Here is a 25,703-nt window from a genome sequence, read left to right as displayed (position 1 = left end):
CGGAATACGCAGTGCGCAGGGATTTTTCGTTCGCCTGTGGCGGAAGGCTGGACGCTCCAAACGGGTGGGGTTATTTTCACGACGCGTAGTTAAGCACCACCAACACGGCTGCATGGCTTCGGGCGTCGGAGAGGGAGCGCATGGCAAAAAAGACGTCCATCGCATCGATCAAGATCGACGAGACAGGCTCTCCCTCTCGGCTCATCGACTCGAAGATCAAGGAGCTGGGTGGCTGGCGCGGCGAGATGCTCGCTCGCGTCCGAAACATCATCAGGCAGGCTGTCCCCGACGTGGTCGAGGAATGGAAGTGGCGCGGCGTTCCGGTCTGGGAACACACAGGGATCATCTGCACCGGCGAAACCTACAAGGCGGTCGTGAAGATGACCTTTGCGAAGGGCGCCTCGCTCGATGACCCGTCAGGCCTTTTCAATTCCAGCCTCGACGGCAACACCCGACGTGCCATCGATATTCACGAGGGTGACAAGGTGGATGAGAAGGCGCTGAAAGCACTTGTCCGAGCTGCTGTGGCGCTGAACGTATCAGCCAAGAAGAAGCCAAAGTAATGCGTGAGCACCGCTATTTCGCGACGGGCCACGATAGGTCGTAAGACATCACATAGACGACGATCGCGGCCAGACACAGAACCACGCCAATCCAGAACAGCGGCGAATGATGGATGGGCCGGTTGCGCACTGCGTCGTCTCTCTGTTCGTGCTTCATTCCGTCCCCTACTTCCGGCGCAAGCGCCCTGACCGTCCGAATTGTCGCGCGACGTTCTGACACACAGATCGCACCCAGCAAAGCACGCATTGTCGCACCATTCACGGGAAAGGTACGCATGCGGAAGGGTGAGATTGGACGCGATGATGATGGCTTGTCCGCGCTGCTGCTGCCCGCGCGACTGACCGATGTCGTCGATATTGGCGCCAATCCCATCGATGGCGATCCGCCCTACAAGCCGATGCTGCAACGCGGGCTCTGCCGCGTCACCGGCTTCGATCCGCATCCGCAGGCGCTACTGAAGTTGCAGCAGCGCAAGAGCGCGCTGGAAACCTATCTGCCCTATGCCGTCGGCGATGGTAGCCGCCATACGCTGAACATCTGCCGCGGCATCGGCTTCGCCAGCCTACTACAACCTGAATCGAAAACACTCACGCACTTTCCGAACTTCACAGAGCTCGGACGTGTCGTCGACAGACTCCCGCTCGATACACGGCGGCTCGACGATATCACCGAGATCGAGCGCATCGATCTCCTGAAAATCGACATTCAGGGCGGCGAACTGTCGGTGTTCAGGAACGGTCGCAGCAAACTGGCAAAGGCTGTCGCCATTCAGACTGAAGTTTCCTTCGTGCCGCTTTATGAGAAGCAGCCGGTGTTCGGCGACATCGATCTCGAACTGCGCAGCCTTGGCTTCATTCCGCACATGTTCACGGCCATCAACAAGAAGATGATCGCGCCCATGATGGGGCCGAATCCTGCTGCCGCCATCAATCAACTCGTCGAGGCGGACGTCGTTTACGTCCGGAATTTCATTCAGGCCGAGGCGATGGACAGCGAGCAGCTCAAGCACCTCGCGCTGATCGCGCATCATTGCTACGGTTCGTTCGATCTGGCGCTTAATTGTGTGCATCATCTCGCCAGCCGCGGTGCCGTCGCGCCGGATGCCAAGAACCGCTATGTCGCCCTGCTCCAGGCCAATCGCCCCAAAGTAGCTGGCGGCAGACTTTAAACTTCTCCGGTTCCGACGTAACATGATGTCCGGCGCAGGGGACGCGCCGTCGCTTGCATCATCTTTCCAGCCAGGACACGAGGCAGACCATGCTTTCACGGCGCCGCCTTTTGCTGACTGCAGGACTGGCGATCGCCTGCCCTGCAGTGCTGCGCGCCGAACCGCTGAAGATGCGCCTCGCCCATAGCCTGCCGACCACCCATCCCGTCCACCCGGCCATGCAGCACTTTGCCGACCTGGCGCGCGAACGTTCGCAGGGCGAACTCGACATCATGCTATTTGCAGACGGGCAGCTCGGTCAGGAAGTCGACCTGCTGTCGCAGGTACAGGCCGGCAAACTGGATTTCCTGAAAGTCAGCGCCAGCGTACTCGAACGCCTTCATCCGGCTTACAAGGTTCTCAACCTGCCCTTCACGTTCCGCGATCGCGCGCATTGGCTGAAGGTGACGAGCAACGAGATCGGCAGCGACGTTCTGGGCTCTACCACATCGAAGGGCCTCACCGGCCTGACCTTCTACGATGCCGGCGCGCGCAGCTTCTATGGCCGAAAGCCGATCCTGCATCCCGACGATCTCAAGGGCATGAAGATCCGCATCCAGCCGTCCGAGACGATGGTCAAGCTCATGCAGCTGTTCGGCGCCGAAGGCATCGAACTGTCATGGAGCAACGTCTATGTCGCGCTGAAGTCGGGACTGGTCGACGGTGCGGAGAACAGCGTGGCTGCGCTGATCGTCGGCAAGCACGCCGAGGTCGCGACGCACTACTCGTTCGACGAACACACCATGATTCCGGATGTGCTGCTGGTCGGTGCCGGCCGGCTCAATAACATGGCTCAGAAGCAGCGGGAGATCATCCGCGAAGCCGCGGCCCTCTCCTATCATCACATGAACAAGCTGTGGACGGCATTCGAGGCGCAAACGCGCCTGCAGGTCGAAGCGATGGGCGTGACATTCGTCAAGCCGGACAAGGGCCCATTCATCGCAAAGGCAGCGCCCCTCGCCGACATCTATGCCGGCGAGGAAGCGTCACGGACCCTGCTGCGCAGGATCGCGCAGGCATAAGCTTATTTGACGCCGAGCAGTTCGACGTCGAAAATCAGCGTTGCATTTGGCGGGATCACGCCGCCAGCACCACGCGCGCCATAGCCGAGTTCCGGTGGAATGATCAGCGTGCGCTTGCCGCCGACCTTCATGGTGGCAACGCCTTCGTCCCAGCCCTTGATGACACGTGACATGCCGATCGGGAATTCGAACGGCTCGTTGCGGTCGACCGAACTGTCGAATTTCTTGCCCTTGACGCCGTTCTCATAGAGCCAGCCGGTGTAGTGCATCACGCAAGTCTGTCCCTTGGCCGGCGTCGCGCCGGTGCCAACTGTCGTGTCTTCGATCTTGAGGCCTGAAGCTGTGGTCATGGTTTTTCCTGCGGCTGGCGCCATTTTCTGCGGCGCTTGCGCCATGGCGGAAGAAAGGGAGACGTCGGACACGGCCACGATCATGGCCGCACTGAGCGCGACAGCCGTAGCTCTGACGGCACGCTGGGAGTTTCGCATCTTGTCTCCTGGATGGTTGGGTCTGCGAGCGGCGCAGTCATGCCCCGTGATCGCATCGCAACGCAAGTCCCGGCAATCCCGGAGCCGACATCGCAGGAAAACGGCAAGAGGAATCGCTCATCCGGTCTCAGTCAGGCTTCAGGCTGCGCCGGGCCAGCTGCCCCTTGTAGTTCTCGAGCAACCGGGTCGCGAACTCGGTCGCCTCGTCGCTGGTCTGGACCGACGGCCCCTCGGACATCGGCTCTGAAAGCGAGACCGAGTGCCTGAAGGTGAAAGAACGGATGACGCGATCGATGGCTGCTTGCATGGAGAACTCCCGATGGCGACAGGAACTCCGCTTTCTGCGGAAAGTTCCTGATCAGTCAGCCGGAGGGCACCGCAGGTTCAAGGCCACAACACGGCCGCAGCAAAGCCGCAACAAGGTCGTTCGGCCACAAATGTTGCTAACCGCTTGCTTCTGCAGCGAATTGCAGCCCCTTGAAGGTCAGCCGCTTGGGATCCCGGACGCCCGACAGATATTGCCCGCGAATGAAACGGGTCACCATGTCGCGATCACAACCGGTCAGAACGACCACCGCGTCGACGGCTGTCTTCAGGGCATCCATGTCAGTCCTCGCGCCGTACAGGCGGCCTGCTCCGCGCGCTCCAAATCGGCGGATGACCAAAACATGCCTGATTCCCGGAATTTGCGGATATACGCAGATCACCCCAGCGCGGATCCCGCGTCAGCCTCGCACAGGCTTCATTTCCGGCAAATCATGCGTAAGATCGCCGTAAATCGCAGATAGTTGATGCGTTGCCGCGCTGTCGGCTGTAAACCGCAGCAGAGTTTCGGCCATTGCCTGGGTGTTTGCCCGGCTGCCGCACCCGACAATGACCCACCCCAAACCAAAGAAAGCGACAAGGCCTCGTTCATGTCATTTAAGGAACCCAGCTTCGCGGATCGCCAGAAGGCTGCGATCGAAGCCAAGAAGAACATTCTGAACAAATTCAAGGCAGCACCGGGCCCCGATGATCCTGCCGTGAAGGCGCGCGCCGCCGAGCGCGAAGCCGCCGCCGCCGCACGCGCGGAAGCCAAGGCCGCCCGCGACGCCGAGAAGGCTGTCCAGAAGGCTCGTGAAGCCGAGGAAGCCGCCGCCGCTGTAGCCCAGGCTGCGCGCGAGAAGGAAGAAGCCGTGCTTGCCCAGGCCGCGCTGGAAGCCCAGCAGAAGGCTGCCCGCGACGCCCGCTACGCCGCCCGCAAGAAGCGTAAATAAGCACGAGATCAGCGTGCCATCATCCGATGGCACGCTGCATGAATTGATTGTCCGAGGTCAGTTCGTTTTGCCGAATTGCGGCTCGTCGGGTTTGACGAAATTATTGCCGCTCGGGCCGTAGCCGGTGATCTGGATCACCGCGCCCTCTTCCCGCGTTCCGTCCCAATGCACCGCACCGGCGGGATGCACCATGTAGCCGCCGGTCTTCATCGGGATCGCCTTCTCGGGCACGAAGGCCTCGCCCGTGCCGGTGTACCAGGTACCCGACAGCACCACGACGTGGCGATCTTCCGGATGCCTGTGCGGCTTGCTCATGATGCCCGGCGGCCATTTGATCCGCAGCACATAGATGCCCTGCTTTGAGGGATCGCCGTAAAGCGTCGCGACTTCAACGCCGACACCAAACGGATTCTTCCAGACCTCCTCGCCTTGATTGATACGCACGAAGCCCATCTCGTCGGTGGCGCTCCATGTCGTTACGCTCGGAAACAGCGTTGCCGCAAGCATACAAGCCGCCGCAACGACAACGCGTCGTTCTTTCTTCATCATGGCCTCCCCAGGCATTTTCTTATGCGCGGAGGCTATGCCTGGTTTTCAGTTCCGGCAACGAGCAACGCAGCATGACGAGCCCGCCGCAATGACGGGCCCGTCACAGCGACGACGATGAAGACGTTACTTCTTCATCATTCCGTCTTCCTTCTTCATCATGCCGTCTTTCTTCATGCCATCGTCCTTCTTCATACCGTCGTGGGACATGGCATCTTTCTTCATGCCGTCACCCTTCGACATGGTGTCCTTCTTCATGCCGTCATCCTTGCTCATCTTGTCCTGAGCGAAAGCGGCGGGTGCCAGCGCGAGGCTGAGCGAGACGACAGCGGCGGACACGCCGAGCGCAAATTTGGTGGAGATGGTCATGATGGTCTTCCTCTGATCCATTTTTGAAGCGCGACGTCTGTCGCTATGAACCAGACGTACGGAGATCGCGGTTTGTTACGTCGCATCGAAAAAAGTCTTGATGACGCATTCAATAGTCGCCGCGTGCGACGCAACATCACTTGCCCGCCCGTTCGGATTGTATAAACGGTGGGCGCGCGGTGACGGAGCAACAGGACGCGGGCGTATTTTGTCCCGCCGGGCACCAGACGAACACTTTCAGGAGTTACGCATGTTGACTCGCCGCCACGTCCTTGGATCGGCCCTCGCCGCGCCCGCGATCCTCCGTTGTGGTATCGGTACGGCACATGCAGCGACCACGCTGAAGATCTCGCACCAGTTTCCCGGTGGCAGCATCGACAAGGGCGACTTCCGCGACCGTCTGGTCCGCACCTTCGCATCCGCCATTGCCAGGCAGAGTGGCGGCGACCTTGTTGCCGAGGTTTATCCGGATTCGTCGCTGATCAAGGCGGATGCGCAATTTTCGGCCATGCGCAAAGGGACTCTCGATTTGAGCCTCTATCCCTTGCCCTATGCCGGCAACGAATTGCCGGAGGCGAATATTGGCCTGATGCCCGGTCTGGTCACGACCTACGATCAGGGCCTCCGCTGGAAGGGCCTGCCGATCGGCAAGGCACTAAGCGACATTCTTGCCGACAACGGCATCGTCCTGCTCACCTGGGTCTGGCAGGCCGGCGGAGTAGCCAGTCGCGTGCGCCCGCTGGTCGCCCCGGAGGACGCCAAGGGCCTCACGGTGCGCGGCGGTTCGCGCGAGATGAACATGATGCTGCAGACCGCGGGCGCAAATGTTCTCTCAATGCCGTCCAACGAAATTTACGCGGCGATGAAGAGTGGCGCCTGTGATGCCGGTCTTACTTCATCAACCAGCCTGATCTCATTCAAGCTGAGCGAAGTCGCCAAGCATCTGACCTCCGGCGCGGGCGCGTCCTACTGGTTCATGCTGGAGCCGTTGATGATGTCCAAAACGGTGTTCGACAAGTTGCCTAAAGCGCACCAGGATATTTTGGCGTCGGTCGGCGCGGAAATGGAAGCATTCGGCAAGGCCGGTGCGCAGCAGGATGATGTCGAAGTGTCCAGGGTCTATGAGAAGGCTGGCGCCAAGGTCAGCGCGCTCGACGCTGCGATCGTCGGCAAGTGGCGCGATATCGCGCGCGATACGGCGTGGAAGGACTATGTCGCCAAGACGCCATTGACCGCGAACCTCCTCAAGCTCGCAATGGACGTCCCGGCCTGACGTATCCCGTCGTCCTCCGTCTGGTAGTCTCAGCGCGTTTTCGCGTTGAGCGCAGAGGCGACACGACTGACCGGCGGACGGCCGATCAGAGCGCTGATGGTGTTGGTCGCAACGAGCAGCTTGCTCATATCGACGCCTGTGGCAATTCCCATGCCTTCCAGCATGAAGACCACGTCTTCGGTGCCGACATTGCCAGTCGCACCAGGCGCGTAGGGACATCCGCCAAGGCCGCCGGCGGCCGTATCGATGACGTGGCAGCCCTCTTCCATGCCGGCATAGAGATTGGCAAGCGCCTGACCGTAAGTGTCGTGGAAGTGCATCGCCAGATTCGGCATGGGGACCGAGCCCGCGACGGCGCGCAGCATCTGTCGGGCTTTTGACGGCGTGCCAACGCCGATGGTGTCGCCGAGCGAGACTTCGTAGCAGCCGAGATCGTACAGCGCCTTTGAGACCTCTACGACCGCCTGCGGCGCAACTTCGCCATCGTAGGGGCAGCCGAGCACGCAGGAGACGTAACCGCGCACGCGTATGCCGTCAGCCTTGGCGCGTTCGATCACCGGCTTGAAGCGTTCGATGGATTCCGCGACCGAGCAATTGATGTTGGCGCGCGAGAACCCCTCGGACGCCGAGGCGAACACCGCGATGACTTTCGCGCCAACGGCCTTCGCGCCCTCATAGCCCTTCTCGTTGGGCACCAGCACATGGAACTCGCCTGGCAAATCGCGCACGCCGAGAAAGACCTGATCCGAGCCCATCATCTTCGGAATCGCCTTGGGCGACACGAACGAGCCGACCTCGACCGTATGCAAACCAGCCCCGACCAGCGCCTTCACAAAGGCGATGCGGTCTTCGACCGACACCGGCGTCTTCTCATTCTGCAGACCGTCGCGCGGGCCGACTTCGACAATACGAACCTGATCACTCATGCCTATTTCAATCTCACGCGGCGCTGGGCTTATTCTGCCAAAGGCTCGACTTCGGCGAGTTCGACACCTTCCTGCACGATGTCGCCGACCTTGCACTTGATGTTTTTCAACACGCCTGCGAACGGCGCTCGCAGGGTCTGCTCCATCTTCATGACTTCCAGCGTCAGGATAGCCGCGCCCTTCTCCAAGGTCGCGCCCTCCTCGGCCAGTAGCGCCACCACTGTGCCGGGCAACGGCGCAACGATCTTGTCTTCGCCGACCTGCTCTTCATCGTCGCCGCCGAACGGATCGACCCAATGGATGTCAAAACGGCCGTTACGCGTACGCAGATAGAGTTCGTGGCCTTCGATCACCGAGACATTGCGCGAGCGCGATCCATCCAGCGTCAGGTCGAAATACACGCCGTCGGCCGCAGACGCTTCAAAACCAACTTCGCGATCACCGATCGAAATTGTCGCAGGACCGCTGCCGTAATTCAGCGTCGCTCGCTGCTCGTCCGCACCGTGCTTGAACCTGAACACACGCTGGCGACGCCCGACCGGCATCCAGCCTGCGGTTTGCCAAGGCGAGGTCTGGGCCGCTCGAGCTACCTGCTTTTCGCTTGCGACGATGGCAGCCACTGCCGCGCATAGTTCCAGATCGCCGGGCGTCGCCGAGCCCGGCGTCAACGCTTTCAATTCACGCTCGATAAAGCCGGTGTCGATGGTGTTGGCACGCACATCCGGATGCGTCACAAGCGCCGACAGGAACGGCGTGTTGGTGACGATGCCGCGAATATCGGTTTCTTCCAGCCCCCGATTGAGCCGGTTGATCGCTGCATCGCGCGTCGGTGCCCAGGCAATCACCTTGGCGAGCATCGCATCGTAATTCGGTGAGACCGCATCGCCCTCGCGGTAGCCCGCGTCGATGCGTAAGCCGTTGGTTTCCGCGGGTGTGCGCCACGTCCGGATCCTGCCGACCGACGGCATGAAATTCTTGTGCGGATTCTCGGCGTAAACCCGCGCCTCGATGGCATGGCCGTTGAGCCTGATCTGATCCTGCGCCAGCGGAAGCTTTTCGCCGAACGCGACGCGCAACTGCCATTCGACGAGATCGACACCAGTGATCAGTTCGGTGACGGGATGCTCGACCTGCAGGCGCGTATTCATCTCGATGAAGAACACCTCCTTGCCATCGGAGACGAATTCGATGGTGCCGGCGCCGACATAGTTCACCGCGCCTGCAGCCTTGCGGGCCGCCGCGCATACCGCCTCACGCTGCGCGTCGTTCAACGTGGGCGACGGCGCCTCTTCGATCACCTTCTGATGCCGTCGCTGCAACGTGCATTCACGCTCGAACAGCGAGACCAGATTGCCGTGGCTGTCGCCGACGATCTGCACTTCGATGTGGCGGGGATTGTCGACATATTTTTCGATCAGCATGCGGTCGTCGCCGAATGCCGCTTTGGCTTCGCGCTTGGCGCTGACGATAGCAGGCGCCAGCTCCGCCGCCGAGCGCACCACGCGCATGCCGCGGCCGCCGCCGCCGGCGGAGGCTTTCACCAGAAGCGGGAAACCGATCTTGTCGGCCGCCTTGGCGAGAATGTCATCATCCTGCGCCTCGCCGTGATAGCCCGGCACCAGCGGTACGCCAGCTTTTTCCATCAACGCCTTGGAGCCCGATTTCGAGCCCATGGCGGTGATCATGTCCGCAGTGGGTCCGACGAAGATCAGACCGGCATCGGCGCAGGCTTGCGCGAATTCCGCGCTCTCGGAGAGAAAGCCATAACCCGGATGGATCGCCTCCGCGCCAGTCTTCCTGGCAGCCTCGAGGATGCGCTCGATACTGAGATAGCTGTCGCGCGCACGCGCCGGGCCGATCAGCACGGCCTCGTCGGCTTCCGTGACATGCAGCGCATTGGCATCTGCCTCGGAATAGACCGCAACGGTACGCAGCCCCATGGCCCGCGCGGTGCGAATGACGCGGCAAGCGATCTCGCCGCGATTGGCTATCAGGAGCGTGCGAAAGCGACGATACAAAGCTTTTGGAATTTCGGCGTGTGCCATCATCACATCCTGAACAGGCCGAAGCGCGTCGGCTCGATCGGCGCGTTGGCCGAGGCCGACAATCCAAGTCCGAGGACGAGGCGCGTATCTGCGGGATCGATCACGCCGTCATCCCACAGACGCGCCGTGGCGTAATACGGGCTGCCCTGGGTCTCGAACTGGTCGCGCGTCGGCTTGCGAAAGGCTTCCTCTTCCTCCGCCGACCAGGTGCCGCCCTTGGCTTCGATATTATCGCGGCGGAGCTGGCTCAGCACCATGGCCGCCTGTTCCCCGCCCATCACCGAGATGCGCGCATTCGGCCACATCCACAGAAAACGGGGGCTATAGGCGCGGCCGCACATGCCGTAATTGCCGGCACCGTAGGAGCCGCCGACCACCACGGTGAATTTCGGCACATTCGCCGTGGCCACAGCCGTCACCAGCTTGGCGCCGTCGCGTGCGATGCCGCCGGCCTCGTATTTCTTACCGACCATGAAGCCGGTGATGTTTTGAAGGAAAACCAGCGGAATATTGCGCTGACAGCACAGCTCGATGAAATGCGCGCCCTTCAGCGAGCTCTCGCTGAACAGGATGCCGTTATTGGCGATGATGCCAACGGGAAAGCCCCAGATATGCGCAAAGCCGCAAATCAACGTGGTGCCATAGAGCTTCTTGAATTCGTCGAACTTCGAACCATCGACAATGCGCGCGATGATGTCGTGCATGTCGAACGGCTTGCGCGCATCAGCGGGGATGACGCCGTAGAGTTCTTCCGCCGCATACATCGGATCGCTGGGCGGCTGCATGTTCAGTATGGCCCGCTGTGGTGGTTTCAGCGTCGCGACGATCTTGCGCGCGATGCCGATGGCGTGGCCGTCGTTCTGTGCGTAGTGGTCGGTGACGCCGGATTGCCGCGAATGCACGTCGGCGCCGCCGAGTTCTTCGGCGGTGACCACCTCACCGGTTGCGGCCTTCACCAGTGGCGGACCGCCGAGGAAGATCGTGCCTTGATTGCGCACGATGATGCTCTCGTCGGACATCGCCGGCATATAGGCGCCGCCGGCGGTGCAGGAGCCCATCACCACAGCGATTTGTGGAATGCCCTGCGCCGACATCTGCGCCTGGTTGTAGAAGATGCGTCCGAAGTGGCGCTCATCCGGGAAGATATCGTCCTGCTGCGGCAGGAAGGCGCCGCCGGAATCCACCATATAGATGCAGGGCAGATTGTTCTGCCGCGCGATGTCCTGCGCGCGCAGATGCTTCTTCACCGTCATCGGATAGTAGGTGCCACCCTTGATGGTCGCGTCATTGGCAACGATCATGCACTCCCTGCCCGACACCCGGCCAACACCAGTGATGACGCTGGCGGAATGGACGTCGCCGCCATAGAGGCCGTTGGCGGCAAGCGGCGAGAGCTCGAGGAAGGCCGTGCCGGGATCGATCAGGAGATCGACGCGCTCGCGGGCCAGCATCTTGCCGCGTGCGGTGTGCTTGGCGCGAGAGGCCTCTCCGCCGCCGCCGGCAACGGCGCCGAGCTTTTCCTTGAGCTCAGCGACCTGCGCCTTCATCACATCGACATTGCGCTTGAACTCGGCCGAGGTGGGATCGATCGTGGAGCGAAGCGACATCGGCTTCCGTTTCCTGCAGGGCGGTTTCTTGTTTGCACGGCGGCCCGGCAAGGGCCTGCCACGATGGTGTCACCCCGTCGTGGCGAGGCGCAACCCTAACTTTCGGTGCTGTCAGGGCGAGAATTTAAAGAGTGGCCGGGGCGCATCCCCCGCAAATCGGTTGCTAGTGCGACCGGGTCTTGGTCGGGGCTGGTTAGTGGGACCAAGGCTCCGAGCGGCGGAACGCAAAATTGTCGGCATAGGCGATGGTCCGGGGAGCGCGCACCTTGGGCTCGATCACCTGATAGGCAACTCTTTCGCGCTCGCAATAGGCCACGGCCTCTTCCTTGCTGTCGAAATGGATGGACAGCTGCTGCTTCATGTCGCCCGACGAGGTCCAGCCCATCAGGGGCTCGATCACCCGCGCCTGCTCCGGCTCGTAATCGAGCTGCCAATCCTTGGTCTTGGCGAGGCCCGCCTGCATGGCGTTTTTGGGAGCTTTGAAGATACGTGCGGTCATGGAATGCGATAGCCTTCTGAGGATGGGCCTTCGTCGCGGGATCGGCCTTGGTCAGCCGCGACACTGCGACAAATTGGTGAAAACGGCGGGTTTGGTATATCCAATTGTCACGAATTTGATCCGTGATTCCGTCGTTTGGCGGCTTCGTTATTGTGTATATTCGTTCCGCGGCGTCGTGACAATCGGGGCACGAAGCGGTCTATCTGATCTCGCAATTCGTCATCAAGAACGGCTCCCAAAGCGGCACCCATGGACATTCACGCCATTCTTCCCCCCAAAGGCCGCGACCTGCGGCTGGACCTGTTTCGTGGCATCGCCAATTGGGCGATCTACCTCGATCATATCCCCGACAATGTGGTGAACTGGGTCACCACGCGAAACTACGGCTTCTCCGACGCCGCCGATCTATTCGTCTTCATCTCCGGCTACACGGCGTCCTTTGTCTACGCCAAGATGATGCTGGAGCGCGGCTTTATTGTCGGCGCCACCCGCCTCACCAAGCGGGTCTGGCAGCTCTATGTCGCCCACGTCATCCTGTTCGTGATCTATATCGCCGCCATCGGCTATGTGGCGCAGCGCTATAACAACCCCGACATCATCAGCGAGTTCAACGTCGCAGGCCTCGTCGACAATCCGATCCAGACCCTGACGCAGGGTCTGCTGCTCAAGTTCAAGCCGCTCAATCTCGACGTGCTGCCGCTCTATATCGTGCTGATGGGCCTGTTCCCGCCGGTGCTCTGGATGATGCTGCGCAAGCCGGATCTCACCATGCTGGCGTCGCTGGCGCTGTATTTCGCGGCCCGGCAGTTCGGCTGGAACTTGCCTGCCTATCCCTATGGCGTCTGGTACTTTAACCCGTTCACCTGGCAATTGCTCTTCGTGTTCGGTGCCTGGTTCGCGCTCGGCGGCGCGCTGGAATCGCGCTCGGTGATCCGATCGAAAGTGCTGCTGTATTTCGGCATCGCCTATCTGCTGTTCTCACTGGTGATGACCATGGCCGGCCGCTTCCCGGACATCGGCCACATGATCATGCCCGAATGGCTGTTCGACGCATTCAATCCTAACGACAAGACGAACCTCGCGCCCTATCGCGTGCTGCATTTCGTGATCATCGCCTTCTTCGTCACCCGCTTCGTGCCGAAGGAATGGAAGGGTCTGGAATGGCCGGTCTTCGCTCCGCTGATCAAATGCGGCCAGCAATCGCTCGCAGTGTTCTGCGTCGGCGTGTTCCTGTCCTTCGTCGGCCACTTCCAGCTGATGATGTCGTCGGGTTCGTTCCTGGCGCAGGTCTTCGTCAGCGCCGCCGGCATCGGCATGATGACGCTGGTCGCCTATTACATTTCGTGGTCGAAAAAACAGGACAAGCCGCTGCCGAAGTCGACCCCCGCAGCAGCCTCAGCACAGCAGGCACCGCCGTCGAAAGCGGCAGAATAGGCTCATAGCCGAACGCGATGCGGGACAAGCGAGAAATCGCCAGCAGGTGCCTTGCTGACCCCCGCCTAAGCGTGTATCGACACCGCATCGTCGGGGTATAGCGCAGCCTGGTAGCGCGGCGGTTTTGGGTACCGCAGGTCCTAGGTTCGAATCCTAGTGCCCCGACCACATCCCAGCATATTCAATGATTTAATGTTTCTTGAACAACGGGTGGACCACTTGGTCCCCCGGTGCGATTCCGTATTTTTTGGCCGTACCGGCGACCACTTCGAGGACCGCCCGTGCCGGGCCTCCCGATGAAATGATCTTGAGCGATTGCGGCTCGGTATTCTCCGCGATCCGGAGCACTCGGCCGTCACCCGTGATGAAGATCATATCGAGCGAGACGAAGGTGTTCTTCATCCACATGGAGACCTGCTGCTCCGGGGTGAAGTCGAACAGCATGCCGCGACCGTCCGCGAGCTCCTTGCGGTACATCAGTCCGGTCGCCCTCTCCTCGTCAGTCTTGGCTATTTCGACGGAGAACATCCGCACCCCAGACTTAGCGACGATCTCGAGGGGCTGGAACTCGGCGGCGAAGACAGGCGTCTGCGGGGCGATCAGGGCGAAAGCGGCGATCGCGGCCAGCATCGACAGGCGGCAGCGGGCGGCGAAGCGAAACAGACTCATGAAGGGCAATCCACGCAAGAGCCCGGTCGGAACGCCGGGCGGCGCGACCCTAGCCTGACGACGCGGGCCAGCGCCAGACTGTCGTGATGCACAGCCACGTGATCGCGCGATGCGTCCTAACGGCAGGCCAATGCCGGCAGGAAATCAGCAAGAAATCTCGAGAGCCGGACGGCTTAGTGCGAGGAAAGACCTGGCGTTCCGCCTTCGGGCTGGATCTCTGCCGCCATCATGCCCTTGGAGCCGGGCCCGAAGCGCACCATCACATACTGGCCGGGACGCAGCTCGGTCATCCCGAAGCGGCGCAGGGTTTCCATGTGAACGAAGATGTCCGGCGTGCCTTCTCCGCAGCTGAGAAAGCCGAAGCCACGCAGCCGGTTGAACCACTTCACCTGCGCCCGCTCGAGGCCACTGGTGGGTGTCACACTGACATGGGTGCGCGGCGGCAGCATCTGCGCTGGATGGATCGCGGTCGATTCGTCCATCGAAACGACGCGGAAGGCCTGATAACCCTTGGAACGCTGGGTACATTCCACGACCACACGCGCACCTTCATAGGCGGTTTGGTAGCCGTCACGGCGAAGCACAGTCACATGCAGGAGCACATCGGCAGCGCCATTATCGGGAATGATGAAGCCATATCCCTTCGAAGCGTCGAACCACTTGATAACACCGCTGATCTCGACGAGATCGACTGCGTTGCCCTCACCGACACCCGCGAAAGGATCGAGTGCATCGCGGCTTGCGCTGCCTGAGTGCTCATTCCCTGCACGCGGACTGCCCGCTCCGGGAATTCCCCCCAATCGCTTGGACTCAAATGCGTCCGACCCCATGGCCCCGGATCCTACTATCATTTGCGCTGCCAGCCCTGTCAGCACCATCTCGCATGTCCCATCGGTGCAAATTTACGATGGTGCGACGCGAATCTCACGATTCGAGGATAACACTGTCGCCTGATCAGCAAAGACAAAAAACGAACACAGTGACAGCTATGAACAGCTTGCGCTCTGACGAATCAATCACGCATCAATTTCCGACGAACGGTCCGAGCGTTTCGCCGATATCGTTGTGAATGACAAGGTCAGCGTGATCGTCCTGCTCGGTCGGTTCATTGTTGATGATGACAAGGCGGGCGCCGGCATGTTTCGCCATCATCGGGAATCCCGCAGCGGGCCAAACGACCAGTGACGATCCAATCGCAATGAACAGATCGCATTGCCGTGAAAGTTCTGCCGCACGGCGCATCTCATGTTCCGGCATCGCCTGCCCGAACGATATCGTCGCAGCCTTCACGGGCTCACCGCATGCCGCGCAGTCAGGCGCCTGTTCTTCGGGATCGAATCTGCTCTTCACCCAATCGAGTTCGTAGCGCTTTTGACATCCAATGCAGCGCGCGTAGGTCGTGTTGCCGTGCAGCTCGATCACAGCGTCGGCTTTGAAGCCGGACATCTGATGCAGGTTGTCGATGTTCTGGGTGATCACAGCCGGAATCTTGCCGGCCTTATAGAGTGAGGCGAGCGCGCGATGCCCGCGACCAGGCTTGGCCGCAGAGAATGTCTCTTCCATCGCAAAGCGCCGGCGCCAGGCTTCATCGCGTGCTTCCTGGCTGGCGACGAACTCGTCGAACGGAATTGGCTGGTGACGGGTCCACAAGCCACCAGGCGAACGAAAGTCGGGAATGCCCGTTTCGGTGGAAATCCCGGCACCGGTGAACGGAACTATGGTTCTGGCCTCGGCGATCATCTCGCCAAGACGATCGACGCCAGTGCGAAGGTCAGTTGCAATCATTGGCAGGTCCGAGAGGAAGTGATCCGACGACAATGCTGCAGACCAGGATCCGGTGCCATCCCGCCGGGATCAACGCATGTTTTGCTTTGTCACCACGTTTCCTGAATCTATTTCGCTTTGGCGCGTCCGTTTTTGACGGGTTTGTCGATCAGGAAATCCTCTCGCTTGCAACCGGCTGCGATCTCCTTGGCAAGCCACCCCGCAACGCCACCACGTCCAGTCCAGGTTTCACCAGTCCTGGGATGGCGATACTTCGGCGGAACTTTGATGCCTCTGACGTGGCTGGTTTTACTGTCGACATTTCTGATCTGTGCGAGTTGCGCCTGCAATTCGGCGCGATGCACTTGCAGTTGTTTGTCGATGTTCTCACGCAATGCGAGGAGCTGGGAAACCGAAAGTGACTTGATATCAAGGGTCGGCATAACAGGCTCCGAAGATAAAAATACGCGCCTGCGTGCGGCATTTAGATGAAAAATACGCGGTGCCAAAACACCGCATCAAAATGAAATCTCAGGACCGAGCCAAAATGCGCTCCGCCCTTCAGTAACTAGATACCGATCTGCGAAATCTTTATGCAGCCCGCGAGACGTCAGCGGCAGGTTCGCTCTTCAACACGTCGTCTTTCTTCGGCTTTGCGACCGGCGTAGCCTGCGATTTCTTCACGGACTTGCCGTACTGCGCGAGCTTCTCGAGCTCTGCTTCGAGCTCGGCCTGACGTGCAGCAACTTTTTCTGCGAGCTTGTCGGTTGCCTGATCCCGCAGTGCCGCAAGTTCTTCGATGCTCAGTGAGTCCAGATCAATCTTGGCCATGGAATTCTCCTGTTCCTTTCGGACTAGCGGCAACGTCCATGCGCCGCAAGCATACGGGCGCGCTCATCCACCGAAGACATCATGATGGATGTAATTCAATTGACGTCGAGCTCGCGTTTCGCAGACAATGCCTGCGGGATTGAGGAAGCGCGTCATGACATCTTGGAAAGAAGAGCGTGACCGGCTGGTCGCGCAGACGCTCGCATTCGTACAGGAAGTCGCCGCCGCGCATCCGGTTGCGGCCAAGCGACTGAACATCTGGCAACCGCCGAGCCACGCGCCGTCGCAAGCGTCCGGTTCGACAGAAACTGTCACCTCGCACGCCACCACGGACGCCGATCATTCGGCGGCTGCTGCTTTGATTGTAGATGCAGCGAACGAGGCAATTGAAACCTCGGAGCGCAGTTCGCAGGATGCTCCTGTTGCAGCTCCAAGCAACGTGCCATCTCCTCCTGCCCGGAGAGATCCACTCTATTCGGGCCCATCTGAGCGGGCCGAGATCCTCAAGCGCGTTGCGTCGTTCAAGGCTCGCCAGGCCCAGATGATCCACGAGCGTGACGTCTACTACGAAGCCATGCAGACGCGTATCCGGACAACGCTGCGGAACGATTCCGGGCGCGGCCGGTTGTAAAGCCGGAGCAGTTTCCCCGATGCTCTGTTTTCAGAAAGCCCCGTCCTCCCCCGGCGGGGCTTTCACCTTGCGGCTTCAACGTGAGGAGACGGTCTGTCGGTCCGGGTTATTTGCCGAGGTGTCGCCGCACGGCGGCAACCGAGGAGCCGACCTTTTCGATCGCTGCGTTCAGTTCGGTCGGCGAGACACTCAACCGATAGGCCCAATAGTCGCGCTGGGAGGCGTCACTGGAATCGATCACCGGCGTCGGCCGGACGCCGCGTTCGGACGCCAGAACGGCGGCGACTGGGACGAGACTGATCATGTCGGCAGGGTAACACGTCACCCATAGAGCCCAAGTGCGTACGCGCTCCAGCGTTAACAGGCGATTGATGCGGTCTCGAAAAGTCGTCCAGCCAAAACAAACCTTGCCGCAACCGGCTACTGAACCACTGACCCCAGCGAGGCCTGAATTTCATTCAGCGGAATGCACAGCTTCTTGCGGCGCAGGCCGCGAATGGCGCCGGTCACCTTTAAGATCTTGCCGGCGGCACATGAACCGTCCTGGACCAGCGCGCTTTCGTAAGGCGCCAGGATGAGCGGTTCAGCTGTCCGAATGGACTGAGCGGCACATGGCGTGGCCAACGCCACCAGAGAAATTCCGAAAGTCCCCAAAACCCAAAAAAGCATGGTCGTCCCCAACACAGCAAATACGCACCGGTCCTAGGGTAGTCGCTTACGCCCTTCAATTTTTGCAGCCGGCTCTCCCGGAGCCGTTACCGCAATTATTGCCCCGGACCACCACGAAACACAAAGCAATTTTCGCGCCGATTTCCGGTTTCAGTATAGGATCAGAGCGTGACCTGCTCGTGACCACACTCCTTGCAGGTGAAGGACACCCGCGCAACGCCCTTCGGCGCCGAGACCTTGTTCGGCGCACCGCACTTGCCGCAGGTCGTCATGATCCGGGTGTCACCCTGTTTCACCACCAGCGCCTTGCGCTCCATGGTCTCGCGGATCAGACGCTCGGCCTCTTCGCGCATTGCCTGCTTGCTCATGAGCTCTCCTGGACAGACGCCGAAGCAAAAGGCCTCGATCGAGCGGCCTTATAGCCGATGACAATGACACTCTCCATCGCGATCCAAATCGAGAGCCCCGGATCGCACCATTTCCAGCAAAATTACCGTGCCTTCCAATCTGCCGCGGCAAGATCCCGATGGACAAAATAGCCCGCGCCGACTAGAACAAATCAAGAACATCATTCGCCAATGTTTTATCGAGACGTCACGGGAATCGCCGGGTTGGCGGGGCATACGCGGCTGGAAACAGGGAGACTGACATGGATTTGCAGGCACGTGTCGAGCTTTGGAAGAGCATCGATCCCGATCCGGAATTCTGCCGCAAGGCAGAACGGGAAATGCTGTTGTTGAGTTGTCAGGACGAAGACTGGGTCAACGCGCGGATGCAGGATTTCGAACAGGCGCTCGCATTGGAGAGTGCTGAATAACGGAACCTTCTGGCGTCGTCGGTGTTACGTCGGCGTTGGAATATCCAACTCGCTCCACAGCGTGATGCGAGGTTTTGTTTTGCCGGTGATTCGCCGCAGGAAGTCTCAGCTGGCGTGAGCGTTGCGCGCTGCGACTTATCCACCGATCGCCTTGCAAACATCGGATTGATGCCGCATTCGACATTGATGCTCTCCTTTGGGGAGCGAAACGAAGAGAAGAGAATGAACGAAGAAAGAATTTCAGCGGCACGCGCCGACATGGAACGCCGGGTGGCAGAATTTCGCGAGAAGCAGGCAAAGTTTCAGCGCGAACGTGAAGACTATTACGAGACCACAATCGAAAAGGTACGTGCCACCGACTGGAACGAGTTCGCGACACCACGTCATGAGCGCCGCGCGCGGCACTAGCTCTGATCTGCTCGCGTAACAGCGACCAATAAAAAGCCCGCCATGATCTGGCGGGCTTTTTATTGAATGCGGGTCAACGGGTGTGCAGCGCAAAAGGCCAGAAGCAATGCTCCGAGCCGCGATATTGTTCAGCGCCTACCAATAACCGTAGCTGCGATAGTAGCGCGGTCCCCCATAGGCATAGGGGCCGGGACCATAGTACCCGCCATAGTAGGCCGGCCGATAATAGCGCGGTCGATAATAGCCGTAGCCGGGACCGTAGCCGTAATAGCGTGGTCCATATCCGTATCCGTAAGGTCCATACGCGCCATAGGCACCCGCAGCCAACGCACCTGCGGCAATCCCGAAGCCGATTGCGGGACCCGGTCCCCAACCCCTCCCCCATCCGCGCGCTTCAGCCGGCGCCGTCATGACGGTCGTGCCGATGGCTGCGACAGTGGCCAGGATCAATGCTGCCCTTTTCATGTGAAACCCTTTCTGTTCACCACCGGCCAAATAACGCCAAGCTTTTTTGTTGGTTTCAGGGCCTGTAAGATTTCACTGCTCAGGTTCCAGACCGGGAGTGCGTCATGATGCCCATCCGTTATCGCCGCGCGCAGCTCGCCCGCCAGCTTCAGGCCTTTCACGCGGCGCATCCCGAATTCATCAGGGAGCGACTTCGCGCTTTCGACGAGCATAACGGGCGCGACAAGATGATCCCCGTGACGCACCGCAAACTGAAACCATCGCCCTATACGCATCGCCTTGCTGCGCTCCCGCGCGACAAGGCGCCGATCATCTCGGGATGAGACCTTAACGTGCCCGGCACCGCCTTTACGCTTCATTGACCATGAGCGCCCGGATATCGGAACGGCTCGCAAAGCCGACGCTTTCCTCCCCATGAATGAACGCAGTGTCGTGCAGACACCCGTTCAAGCAGAGGAGTGATGGCGATGATTGAACAGATCGCGAAGATCGACAAAGCACTCGACGAGTTGCTCGTCGGCTTGGGCCAGATGGTGTTGCGATTGTCGAGTCCGCAGGTCACGCATACATTCGAAGAACGCGAAGCCCTCGCCCGTTCCGTCAATCAGTTCTCAACCTGCGCGGCGCGCTCCAACGATCCGCGGGTCCTGAAACTAGCGGAAGAGCTGCAGGAGACGCTGAAGCCGCGCCTGCGCCTGGTCGCCAGCCGCTGACGGCATTGCGTGCAAATGCCCGCGCGGCTACGACGCAGGAACGTTTCTCTCTTTAACCGGTTGGCGCGACACAACCAGAAGGGAGACGGCTCATGTCCATCGAAGCACGTGAACAAGGCAACCTCATTGGCAGCGACAAGGTTGAAGGCACCGCAGTGTTTGGAGCCAACGACCAGAAGATCGGCTCGATCGAGCGCGTGATGATCGACAAGAAGAGCGGCAGTGTATCCTATGCAGTGCTGTCTTTCGGCGGTTTTCTAGGGATCGGCGACGATCATTATCCCCTACCCTGGCAATCGCTGAAATATGACACGGAGCTGGGCGGCTATCGCACCGGCGTCACGCAACAGCAGCTCGAGAATGCGCCGAAATACGGCAACGACAACAGCTGGAATTGGGCCGACACATCGCGGGCTCGTGCAGTAAATGACTACTACGGGGTTCCCATGGGCATCTAACGCCCGGCTATTGCAAGTACGACACAGCGAAACAGCACCCGATCGGGTGCTGTTTTTTGCTTGTTCATTGAGTGAATTTGCGCCCGCTCCTAATGCGCCAGCTCCTTGCGCACTGCCGCGGCCGCATTGCCGACTTTCTCCACCGTCGCCTGTAACTTCTCGTGGGACACGCCGAGCTGGTGGGTCCAGTACTTCACCTCATGCGCCTCGTGCATGTTGATCTTGCTGCGATCCGGCTGCCCCTTGTTCTTCAGGTCGTCCATCGTCGTCGGCCTCCTCAATCAGCTGGTTGATGTAAGTGGCGAGCTGCTCGCCCGCGTCATTGAATTCCTCGTCCATGCAACGTGTCCTACGCACCGTTTGGTGAGTGCAGAACATGCGCCAACACGACTTGTTCCTGGAGCCGCAAGCCGGTTCGCCAAGCGATCGTTCAAATGCAGCCGATTCTGAAAACCCGGTCTTAACCGCGCTTCCAGGGCCTGGAGAACCCAATCGTGTCAGGGATATTATTTGGAGATGACATCCAGAGCCCTTACCATTCAACCCATCGAGTTGAAGCCGAATCCGCCGCCTTACGGGCGGCTGTCGTTGCGCACGGGGGCATGGGACCAGTTGCAGGCGAAACGGGCCTATGACGACCATCACGAACCGCCGGAGGCGCCGGTCGAGTTCGACAAGAAGGTCTGAGGTTGCCACCAGTCCGCGGCGATCCACGTTCTATTGCGAGATGCCCCCACCAATGCCGACGCTCCCGCCGACCCTGATGCAGGTCGACGTGCCCTCGACCTGCACGAAGCCGGCGCCGTATTGTTTACACGGATCTGGTTTTCGCGGTGCTGGCTTCATGCTCTGCTTCGTTGCCGCCGTTTTCTTCGACGCCTCAGCGAAGGCCTGCAGCGGTATGACAGCGATCAGTAGTCCAACAACGACAATTCTCATGACCTTCCCCCCGCCCCTCTTCCGCGAGCCGTATAGCTCATTGGAACGAACGCCGCAGTGCGGTGTTTCCATGGCATGGGACCTAGAGAAGAAGATAGCAGTATATTCCTGCTCTGCGCGGTCGCGCTTGTCTGCGGAATGATCGCCTTCGTACCGTGGCTCCTCGAGCCGAGACCAGCTGTTGCTAATAAAGGCGCCCAGCATGTCGCCTATAAGCGCCCCGTACTGCCAGAGCCTGTACGCGTGATCATGCCCTTTAGCCCGAACACCACCCCAAGCCAGCGTTGACGCTTTGCTTGGTTAGTTGGCAGCAACAGGCTGACCAGCGGTGCGTGTGAGCTTGTCGGCTTTGAGCAGGACATGATCCGATGCGGGCTGCGGTCGCGCAAAGAAGGTCACGGCGACAAAGGCTGCGCAGAACAAAAATCCCACCAGCATCACCCGTCGATGCGTCGGCTTGTCGGCATTGTGAAACGAAGCGGACATGGTCACTCCCTCGATGGGAAATGAATAGCTCACTCTTATTTCCGTGCAATCAGACTCTGGTTTTAACCTAACTGATGAAGGTTACTTGGCCGATCTGATTTTAATGAAGCCGTTCGGGACTGTTAATTTCCCGCGCTCCCACGATCAAACTAAACTACAGAACCGCAACGTGAAACGACCCTGGCCGGTTCGTTACTTCCTCGGCCTGTTACTTCTTATCGATGTTGTCCTGCGAAATCGGCGGAGCACAGGTCTCCTTCGCATACTTCTCAGCGAGTTCGAATATTTCGCGACGGCGCTCCGGCTCGTTAATGGTGAGGTACGTCACAACCATTTTTAAGGCCTCCTCGTCCGAAGCCCTTCCAAACCGCCACACGAGTAACACTCCCAAGTTGTACAGAAAGGTTTCGGAACCTTTTCCCTGTACGCTGAATTGAATGCTTATCAATATACGTAACATTACGATCAGTCGGCCAATAAGTTCCCGGAGCGATGATGATTGTCGGTCGACCCATCTCGGAGATCTGCAGGGAGCTCGCCATTTCGGCGGAGGCGAGCCATCAGACAGTCCTCGCTCAAATCCTGCGGATGGCATCACTCGAAGCCGCCCAGAGCGGCGTGCGTCATGATGAGGGCGACTCCAGCATCCAGGATCGATTGGTTGGCACCTGGGACTGGGACATCGCTAATGACCGCGTCTATGCAGACAGTAAATTCGCCCGCCTGTTCGGCGTCAATGCGGATTTGGCATCGCGGGGCACGCCGTTGCAAGACTGGCTGGATGCCATTCATCCGGACGACATCGATGACGTCGCCACCGCTATCAATCGCTCACTGACGACAGGTCAGGTGTTCTCACGCGAATACCGCGTCGTCTCTCACGGCATCACACATTGGGTCTATGCGCGCGGCAAGTGCACGCTCGATTCGTCGGGCAAGGCGGTTCGGTTTCCCGGCGCCATCGTCGACATCACGCGGGAGAAGATCGATGATCATCATTTCAGCATCGTCCCGACCTAGTCCCGCACGGTTCGAGATTACCCTTTACGACAGCGTTGCCGATAAATTGCTGCGGTCACGGCTTAATACATCGTCCCCGGGAACGTAGTCTTGCGCCGTCGGTTATGCCCGCATGGCCAGGAAATTTTTTAGCGTCGTCGTCGTTCGCTCCGTCGAGGAATCCGTGGAGATCGTCGTGGAGGCCAAGAGCGCCGATGACGCCCATGTGGCGGCCATTCAGCATTTGCAAATAAACGGTGACGAATATGCGTGGGAGAGGCCGCGCAAGGATTTGACCGTCTGGCACAAGCGGGAAATCGATCCGCCCGCCATCGTGGATGTCAGCGCCTGAGGGCAACGCTCTTCACAATTCAGATGGTGCTCCCTCTTTCTCAAGACGACATCTGCCATTTGTTCTGTTTAGCTGCTATGGCAAGCGCCGCTGCCCTAGTGGTTGCACGCTTGTGTCGATCCCATGGAGACAATCCCAATGCGCTACCTTCACACCATGCTGCGCGTCCGCAACTTGGATGCGGCCCTGAAATTCTATGCCGATGCGCTGGGACTCGAGGAAGTCCGCCGGGTCGACAACGACAAGGCGAAATTCACTCTGGTGTTCTTGTGCGCTGCCGAAGACGAGGCGCTGCTCGCCAAGACCAAGGGGCGCGGCGCGCCGCTGATCGAGCTCACCTACAACTGGGATGAAGAGAAGTACGGCGAGGATCGCTATTTCGGCCATCTCGCTTACGAGGTCGACGATATTTATGCGACCTGCGATCGGCTGATGAAGCTCGGAATCACCATCAACCGTCCGCCGCGCGACGGTCAGATGGCGTTTGTCCGTTCACCCGATCTGCATTCGATCGAACTCCTGCAGAAAGGCGACGCACTACCGCCGCAAGAGCCGTGGTCTTCCATGCCCAACACCGGACATTGGTAACTCAAAAGCGCATCGCTGCAGTCGCAGCGGTGGAACGCCATGAGTGCTGTCGCGTTGTTGATGCGATACTGATTTCATGGAGGCTGAGACGATGGGACGTGGAATTTTGCTCTGGCTGCTGGGTGTGCCGATTCCGGTGATCATTCTGCTGTGGCTCTTCTTTGGTCGCTGACGCCTCCCAAGCTGAACCAATGAACAGGCCTCGCTCATGCGGGGCCTGTTTCGCTTGCGGGCTCGCTCCTTTGTGAGGGACGGACGCGAGACCGGCCTTGCGACGACGGCGAGTTGCTGGCTAAACCTGCGGCGCTTACCCGCCAGCGAGGTCCATCGTGCCACAAACTCCCTCTCCATCCCTGCAGATCTGGGGTCGTGCCAATTCGGTCAATGTGCAGAAAGTTCTGTGGTGCTGCCATGAACTCGACGTCGCCTATGATCGCATCGATGCCGGCATGCAGTTCGGCCGCAATGGCGAGGCCGATTATCTGGCGATGAATCCGAACGGCCGCGTGCCTACATTGGTGCAAGGCGATTTCGTGCTGTGGGAATCCAATTCCATTATGCGCTACATCGCGCTGGCCTATGGCGCTACGTCGACGCTCTATCCAGCGGCCCACAAGGTGCGCGCAGGGATGGAGCGCTGGCTCGACTGGACGCTGACAACGCTGCAGCCGGCCGAGCGCCCGTTGTTCTGGGGACTGGTGCGGACGCCCATTGCCGACCGCAACATGGCGGAGCTACAGAAGGCCGCCGACGCCAATGCCGCACTGTGGGAGATCATCGACCGGCAGCTTTCCCATCAGACCTGGATGGAGGGCGACGATTTCAGCCTCGCTGATCTGGCCATCGGCTGCTACGCGCGGCGCTGGTTCGGCGTGGAAGGTGTTATGCGCCCTGCTTTGCCGCATCTGCAGCGCTGGTATGAAACGATATCGGCACGGCCGGGCTTTCAGACCTTTGTCGCGCCGCCGCTCTCCTGAGCTCTATTGCATTGAGCGTTCGAGCAGCAGGACGCCAACGATCACCACCAGCGTGATCGCGCCGACCAGGAGGCGCGTAGTCCAGTTCATGCCGCGGCCGATCCACCAGAGCAGCGCGCAGCCCATCAGCACGGGAATGACGATATCGGGGCGCAAGCTGATCCCGTCCTAGGTGATGAAGCGGACGCCCAGCGTCTTGCCGCGGCGCCAGACCACCTCGCAAATGCGTCCGGTGCGCGCATCGCGCGAGAACGCCAGCTTCATCTTGTTGGGGATCGAGGTGGGGTCATCGACCACCACTTTCGCGCCAGAGGCCGAAAGATCCAGCACATTGCATTGCCGGGCCGCAAATCCACCGTCTAGCGTGATCCATCCGGCCTGGTGCACGGATCGGCGTGTATCGCGTTTTTTTGTCACTGCCATCGCATCGCTCCACGCCCCCAAAGGCAGAGCCTTAAGCCCGCATGCTTTAAGAACCGTTGAGAGGGGCAGAAGAGTTCGAAATGTCCTGTGTACAAGACCGACGGATTGCGCATGGGGATCATCCACCTGATCCCTCACCGACCACTTGCCGACCCGAACAAACGTCACTATACGTTCGGCCGCTGGCACCAAACTGATTTGCTTTCGGTCGGTGCCACCCGCGATAGATTAGCCCTAAAGCTTTGATGTTGCGGCGATTTTAGAAATAACCGTGCAGA

At 59.9% G+C, this 25,703-nt stretch carries 42 protein-coding genes and 1 tRNA gene; 18 read left to right on the top strand and 25 right to left on the bottom strand.

All coding sequences use genetic code 11. The features are described from left to right. The first annotated feature begins 140 nt into the window (after window positions 1-140). Complete coding sequence (locus tag CIW50_RS21720; RefSeq protein ID WP_149533257.1) at window positions 141-563, top strand: DUF1801 domain-containing protein; 423 nt, start codon at window positions 141-143, stop codon at window positions 561-563. A gap of 13 nt (window positions 564-576) precedes the next feature. Here the strand turns inward: CIW50_RS21720 and CIW50_RS29165 are convergent, their stop codons facing one another. Further along, window positions 577-720, bottom strand: a complete 144-nt coding sequence (locus CIW50_RS29165; RefSeq protein ID WP_172980419.1) for a hypothetical protein — start codon at window positions 718-720, stop codon at window positions 577-579. A gap of 118 nt (window positions 721-838) precedes the next feature. Here CIW50_RS29165 and CIW50_RS21715 point away from each other — a divergent pair, with 118 nt between their 5' ends. Then, window positions 839-1,732 (top strand): FkbM family methyltransferase, encoded by an 894-nt coding sequence (locus CIW50_RS21715; protein ID WP_149533256.1) that lies wholly within the window; start codon window positions 839-841, stop codon window positions 1,730-1,732. Between the two features lie 89 nt (window positions 1,733-1,821). Further along, on the top strand, window positions 1,822-2,793 hold the full coding sequence (locus tag CIW50_RS21710) for a TRAP transporter substrate-binding protein (protein WP_149533255.1): 972 nt from the start codon (window positions 1,822-1,824) through the stop codon (window positions 2,791-2,793). A gap of 2 nt (window positions 2,794-2,795) precedes the next feature. On the opposite strand, the gene CIW50_RS21705 is transcribed toward CIW50_RS21710, so the two are convergent. From CIW50_RS21705 to CIW50_RS29160, 3 genes are all read right to left on the bottom strand, one after another. Further along, window positions 2,796-3,281, bottom strand: coding sequence for an FKBP-type peptidyl-prolyl cis-trans isomerase (locus tag CIW50_RS21705; RefSeq protein WP_246664388.1), 486 nt, complete (start codon window positions 3,279-3,281; stop codon window positions 2,796-2,798). 127 nt (window positions 3,282-3,408) lie between these two features. After that, on the bottom strand, window positions 3,409-3,588 hold the full coding sequence (locus CIW50_RS21700; RefSeq protein WP_149533254.1) for a hypothetical protein: 180 nt from the start codon (window positions 3,586-3,588) through the stop codon (window positions 3,409-3,411). A gap of 136 nt (window positions 3,589-3,724) precedes the next feature. Continuing rightward, a complete protein-coding gene (locus CIW50_RS29160) occupies window positions 3,725-3,886 on the bottom strand; it encodes a hypothetical protein (RefSeq protein WP_172980418.1) in 162 nt (53 codons plus the stop codon). 309 nt (window positions 3,887-4,195) lie between these two features. On the opposite strand from CIW50_RS29160, the gene CIW50_RS21695 reads away from it, so the two are divergent. After that, window positions 4,196-4,537 (top strand): DUF6481 family protein, encoded by a 342-nt coding sequence (locus CIW50_RS21695; RefSeq protein ID WP_149533253.1) that lies wholly within the window; start codon window positions 4,196-4,198, stop codon window positions 4,535-4,537. Window positions 4,538-4,594: 57 nt separating this feature from the next. Here CIW50_RS21695 and CIW50_RS21690 read toward each other — a convergent pair whose 3' ends face one another. Both CIW50_RS21690 and CIW50_RS21685 read right to left on the bottom strand, forming a co-directional pair. Then, window positions 4,595-5,083: a cupin domain-containing protein gene (locus CIW50_RS21690; protein WP_149533252.1), complete on the bottom strand. Its 489-nt coding sequence runs from the start codon at window positions 5,081-5,083 to the stop codon at window positions 4,595-4,597. A 126-nt stretch (window positions 5,084-5,209) separates the two neighbouring features. Next, window positions 5,210-5,452 (bottom strand): pentapeptide MXKDX repeat protein, encoded by a 243-nt coding sequence (locus tag CIW50_RS21685; protein WP_149533251.1) that lies wholly within the window; start codon window positions 5,450-5,452, stop codon window positions 5,210-5,212. A 250-nt stretch (window positions 5,453-5,702) separates the two neighbouring features. Between CIW50_RS21685 and dctP the strand changes: the two genes are divergently transcribed. Next, window positions 5,703-6,725: a TRAP transporter substrate-binding protein DctP gene (gene dctP, locus CIW50_RS21680; protein ID WP_149533250.1), complete on the top strand. Its 1,023-nt coding sequence runs from the start codon at window positions 5,703-5,705 to the stop codon at window positions 6,723-6,725. Between the two features lie 29 nt (window positions 6,726-6,754). On the opposite strand, the gene CIW50_RS21675 is transcribed toward dctP, so the two are convergent. The 4 genes from CIW50_RS21675 to CIW50_RS21660 form a co-directional block, all read right to left on the bottom strand. Further along, entirely contained in the window at window positions 6,755-7,651 is an 897-nt protein-coding gene (locus CIW50_RS21675) for a hydroxymethylglutaryl-CoA lyase (RefSeq protein WP_149533249.1), read from the bottom strand. A gap of 29 nt (window positions 7,652-7,680) precedes the next feature. Beyond that, the gene (locus CIW50_RS21670) at window positions 7,681-9,696 is read right to left on the bottom strand and encodes an acetyl/propionyl/methylcrotonyl-CoA carboxylase subunit alpha (protein WP_149533248.1); all 2,016 of its coding nucleotides are present in this window, start codon (window positions 9,694-9,696) and stop codon (window positions 7,681-7,683) included. 2 nt (window positions 9,697-9,698) lie between these two features. After that, window positions 9,699-11,303, bottom strand: a complete 1,605-nt coding sequence (locus CIW50_RS21665) for a carboxyl transferase domain-containing protein (RefSeq protein ID WP_149533247.1) — start codon at window positions 11,301-11,303, stop codon at window positions 9,699-9,701. Window positions 11,304-11,496: 193 nt separating this feature from the next. Then, on the bottom strand, window positions 11,497-11,802 hold the full coding sequence (locus CIW50_RS21660) for an ETC complex I subunit (protein ID WP_149533246.1): 306 nt from the start codon (window positions 11,800-11,802) through the stop codon (window positions 11,497-11,499). Between the two features lie 249 nt (window positions 11,803-12,051). Between CIW50_RS21660 and CIW50_RS21655 the strand changes: the two genes are divergently transcribed. Together CIW50_RS21655 and CIW50_RS21650 are read left to right on the top strand one after the other, a co-directional pair. Further along, window positions 12,052-13,236, top strand: coding sequence for an OpgC domain-containing protein (locus tag CIW50_RS21655; protein ID WP_149533245.1), 1,185 nt, complete (start codon window positions 12,052-12,054; stop codon window positions 13,234-13,236). Between the two features lie 91 nt (window positions 13,237-13,327). Further along, a tRNA-Pro gene (locus CIW50_RS21650) sits at window positions 13,328-13,404 on the top strand. A gap of 21 nt (window positions 13,405-13,425) precedes the next feature. Here the strand turns inward: CIW50_RS21650 and CIW50_RS21645 are convergent. The 5 genes from CIW50_RS21645 to CIW50_RS21625 all read right to left on the bottom strand — a co-directional run bounded on the left by CIW50_RS21645 (window position 13,426) and on the right by CIW50_RS21625 (window position 16,500). Then, window positions 13,426-13,866: a DUF192 domain-containing protein gene (locus CIW50_RS21645; RefSeq protein WP_246664397.1), complete on the bottom strand. Its 441-nt coding sequence runs from the start codon at window positions 13,864-13,866 to the stop codon at window positions 13,426-13,428. Window positions 13,867-14,078: 212 nt separating this feature from the next. Then, entirely contained in the window at window positions 14,079-14,735 is a 657-nt protein-coding gene (locus CIW50_RS21640) for a cold-shock protein (RefSeq protein WP_149533329.1), read from the bottom strand. Window positions 14,736-14,928: 193 nt separating this feature from the next. Then, window positions 14,929-15,690 (bottom strand): SIR2 family NAD-dependent protein deacylase, encoded by a 762-nt coding sequence (locus CIW50_RS21635; protein ID WP_172980417.1) that lies wholly within the window; start codon window positions 15,688-15,690, stop codon window positions 14,929-14,931. Window positions 15,691-15,797: 107 nt separating this feature from the next. Beyond that, entirely contained in the window at window positions 15,798-16,112 is a 315-nt protein-coding gene (locus CIW50_RS21630) for an H-NS histone family protein (RefSeq protein ID WP_149533243.1), read from the bottom strand. A gap of 148 nt (window positions 16,113-16,260) precedes the next feature. Continuing rightward, window positions 16,261-16,500, bottom strand: coding sequence for a hypothetical protein (locus tag CIW50_RS21625; protein WP_149533242.1), 240 nt, complete (start codon window positions 16,498-16,500; stop codon window positions 16,261-16,263). Between the two features lie 127 nt (window positions 16,501-16,627). Here CIW50_RS21625 and CIW50_RS21620 point away from each other — a divergent pair, with 127 nt between their 5' ends. Continuing rightward, window positions 16,628-17,131: a hypothetical protein gene (locus CIW50_RS21620; RefSeq protein ID WP_172980416.1), complete on the top strand. Its 504-nt coding sequence runs from the start codon at window positions 16,628-16,630 to the stop codon at window positions 17,129-17,131. A gap of 106 nt (window positions 17,132-17,237) precedes the next feature. Here the strand turns inward: CIW50_RS21620 and CIW50_RS21615 are convergent, their stop codons facing one another. The 3 genes from CIW50_RS21615 to CIW50_RS21605 all read right to left on the bottom strand — a co-directional run bounded on the left by CIW50_RS21615 (window position 17,238) and on the right by CIW50_RS21605 (window position 18,168). Further along, on the bottom strand, window positions 17,238-17,435 hold the full coding sequence (locus CIW50_RS21615) for a DUF3606 domain-containing protein (RefSeq protein WP_149533240.1): 198 nt from the start codon (window positions 17,433-17,435) through the stop codon (window positions 17,238-17,240). 116 nt (window positions 17,436-17,551) lie between these two features. Then, the gene (locus CIW50_RS21610; RefSeq protein ID WP_349636753.1) at window positions 17,552-17,800 is read right to left on the bottom strand and encodes a DUF6719 family protein; all 249 of its coding nucleotides are present in this window, start codon (window positions 17,798-17,800) and stop codon (window positions 17,552-17,554) included. A gap of 161 nt (window positions 17,801-17,961) precedes the next feature. Then, a complete protein-coding gene (locus CIW50_RS21605; protein WP_116662210.1) occupies window positions 17,962-18,168 on the bottom strand; it encodes a hypothetical protein in 207 nt (68 codons plus the stop codon). A gap of 281 nt (window positions 18,169-18,449) precedes the next feature. Here CIW50_RS21605 and CIW50_RS29155 point away from each other — a divergent pair, with 281 nt between their 5' ends. Beyond that, window positions 18,450-18,617 carry a hypothetical protein gene (locus CIW50_RS29155; protein ID WP_172980415.1) on the top strand — a complete coding sequence of 56 codons (168 nt, stop codon included), beginning with the start codon at window positions 18,450-18,452 and terminating at the stop codon, window positions 18,615-18,617. Window positions 18,618-18,731: 114 nt separating this feature from the next. Beyond that, window positions 18,732-19,025: a hypothetical protein gene (locus tag CIW50_RS21600; RefSeq protein WP_149533238.1), complete on the top strand. Its 294-nt coding sequence runs from the start codon at window positions 18,732-18,734 to the stop codon at window positions 19,023-19,025. 135 nt (window positions 19,026-19,160) lie between these two features. Here the strand turns inward: CIW50_RS21600 and CIW50_RS21595 are convergent, their stop codons facing one another. Next, a complete protein-coding gene (locus CIW50_RS21595) occupies window positions 19,161-19,490 on the bottom strand; it encodes a hypothetical protein (protein ID WP_149533237.1) in 330 nt (109 codons plus the stop codon). Window positions 19,491-19,594: 104 nt separating this feature from the next. Here CIW50_RS21595 and CIW50_RS21590 point away from each other — a divergent pair, with 104 nt between their 5' ends. From CIW50_RS21590 to CIW50_RS21580, 3 genes are all read left to right on the top strand, one after another. Beyond that, window positions 19,595-19,813, top strand: coding sequence for a hypothetical protein (locus CIW50_RS21590; RefSeq protein WP_149533236.1), 219 nt, complete (start codon window positions 19,595-19,597; stop codon window positions 19,811-19,813). Between the two features lie 144 nt (window positions 19,814-19,957). Then, window positions 19,958-20,203, top strand: coding sequence for a hypothetical protein (locus CIW50_RS21585; protein ID WP_149533235.1), 246 nt, complete (start codon window positions 19,958-19,960; stop codon window positions 20,201-20,203). A 92-nt stretch (window positions 20,204-20,295) separates the two neighbouring features. Next, the gene (locus CIW50_RS21580; RefSeq protein WP_149533234.1) at window positions 20,296-20,661 is read left to right on the top strand and encodes a PRC-barrel domain-containing protein; all 366 of its coding nucleotides are present in this window, start codon (window positions 20,296-20,298) and stop codon (window positions 20,659-20,661) included. 89 nt (window positions 20,662-20,750) lie between these two features. Here CIW50_RS21580 and CIW50_RS21575 read toward each other — a convergent pair whose 3' ends face one another. Then, on the bottom strand, window positions 20,751-20,924 hold the full coding sequence (locus CIW50_RS21575) for a DUF3606 domain-containing protein (RefSeq protein ID WP_149533233.1): 174 nt from the start codon (window positions 20,922-20,924) through the stop codon (window positions 20,751-20,753). 253 nt (window positions 20,925-21,177) lie between these two features. Between CIW50_RS21575 and CIW50_RS29150 the strand changes: the two genes are divergently transcribed. Further along, a complete protein-coding gene (locus CIW50_RS29150) occupies window positions 21,178-21,348 on the top strand; it encodes a hypothetical protein (RefSeq protein WP_172980414.1) in 171 nt (56 codons plus the stop codon). 30 nt (window positions 21,349-21,378) lie between these two features. Here CIW50_RS29150 and CIW50_RS21570 read toward each other — a convergent pair whose 3' ends face one another. The 3 genes from CIW50_RS21570 to CIW50_RS29775 all read right to left on the bottom strand — a co-directional run bounded on the left by CIW50_RS21570 (window position 21,379) and on the right by CIW50_RS29775 (window position 22,420). Next, window positions 21,379-21,600 (bottom strand): hypothetical protein, encoded by a 222-nt coding sequence (locus CIW50_RS21570; protein WP_149533232.1) that lies wholly within the window; start codon window positions 21,598-21,600, stop codon window positions 21,379-21,381. A 300-nt stretch (window positions 21,601-21,900) separates the two neighbouring features. Continuing rightward, window positions 21,901-22,086, bottom strand: coding sequence for a hypothetical protein (locus tag CIW50_RS21565; protein WP_149533231.1), 186 nt, complete (start codon window positions 22,084-22,086; stop codon window positions 21,901-21,903). A 208-nt stretch (window positions 22,087-22,294) separates the two neighbouring features. Beyond that, complete coding sequence (locus tag CIW50_RS29775) at window positions 22,295-22,420, bottom strand: hypothetical protein (protein WP_283808856.1); 126 nt, start codon at window positions 22,418-22,420, stop codon at window positions 22,295-22,297. A 254-nt stretch (window positions 22,421-22,674) separates the two neighbouring features. Here CIW50_RS29775 and CIW50_RS21560 point away from each other — a divergent pair, with 254 nt between their 5' ends. The 4 genes from CIW50_RS21560 (at window position 22,675) to CIW50_RS21545 (ending at window position 25,002) form a co-directional block, all read left to right on the top strand. After that, window positions 22,675-23,106: a PAS domain-containing protein gene (locus CIW50_RS21560; RefSeq protein WP_172980413.1), complete on the top strand. Its 432-nt coding sequence runs from the start codon at window positions 22,675-22,677 to the stop codon at window positions 23,104-23,106. Between the two features lie 112 nt (window positions 23,107-23,218). After that, complete coding sequence (locus CIW50_RS21555) at window positions 23,219-23,437, top strand: hypothetical protein (RefSeq protein ID WP_149533229.1); 219 nt, start codon at window positions 23,219-23,221, stop codon at window positions 23,435-23,437. 138 nt (window positions 23,438-23,575) lie between these two features. Continuing rightward, a complete protein-coding gene (locus CIW50_RS21550; protein ID WP_149533228.1) occupies window positions 23,576-24,025 on the top strand; it encodes a VOC family protein in 450 nt (149 codons plus the stop codon). A 329-nt stretch (window positions 24,026-24,354) separates the two neighbouring features. Beyond that, window positions 24,355-25,002, top strand: a complete 648-nt coding sequence (locus CIW50_RS21545) for a glutathione S-transferase family protein (RefSeq protein WP_149533227.1) — start codon at window positions 24,355-24,357, stop codon at window positions 25,000-25,002. A 3-nt stretch (window positions 25,003-25,005) separates the two neighbouring features. Here CIW50_RS21545 and CIW50_RS29145 read toward each other — a convergent pair whose 3' ends face one another. Further along, entirely contained in the window at window positions 25,006-25,158 is a 153-nt protein-coding gene (locus tag CIW50_RS29145) for a hypothetical protein (protein ID WP_172980407.1), read from the bottom strand. Window positions 25,159-25,170: 12 nt separating this feature from the next. Next, window positions 25,171-25,425: a PilZ domain-containing protein gene (locus CIW50_RS21540; RefSeq protein ID WP_149533226.1), complete on the bottom strand. Its 255-nt coding sequence runs from the start codon at window positions 25,423-25,425 to the stop codon at window positions 25,171-25,173. Window positions 25,426-25,703 lie beyond the last annotated feature (278 nt).

The organism is Tardiphaga sp. P9-11, assembly GCF_008329525.1.
GTDB lineage: Bacteria > Pseudomonadota > Alphaproteobacteria > Rhizobiales > Xanthobacteraceae > Tardiphaga.
The sequence above is the reverse complement of the archived record's forward strand: the minus strand, read 5'-3'. Positions and strand labels throughout refer to the sequence as shown.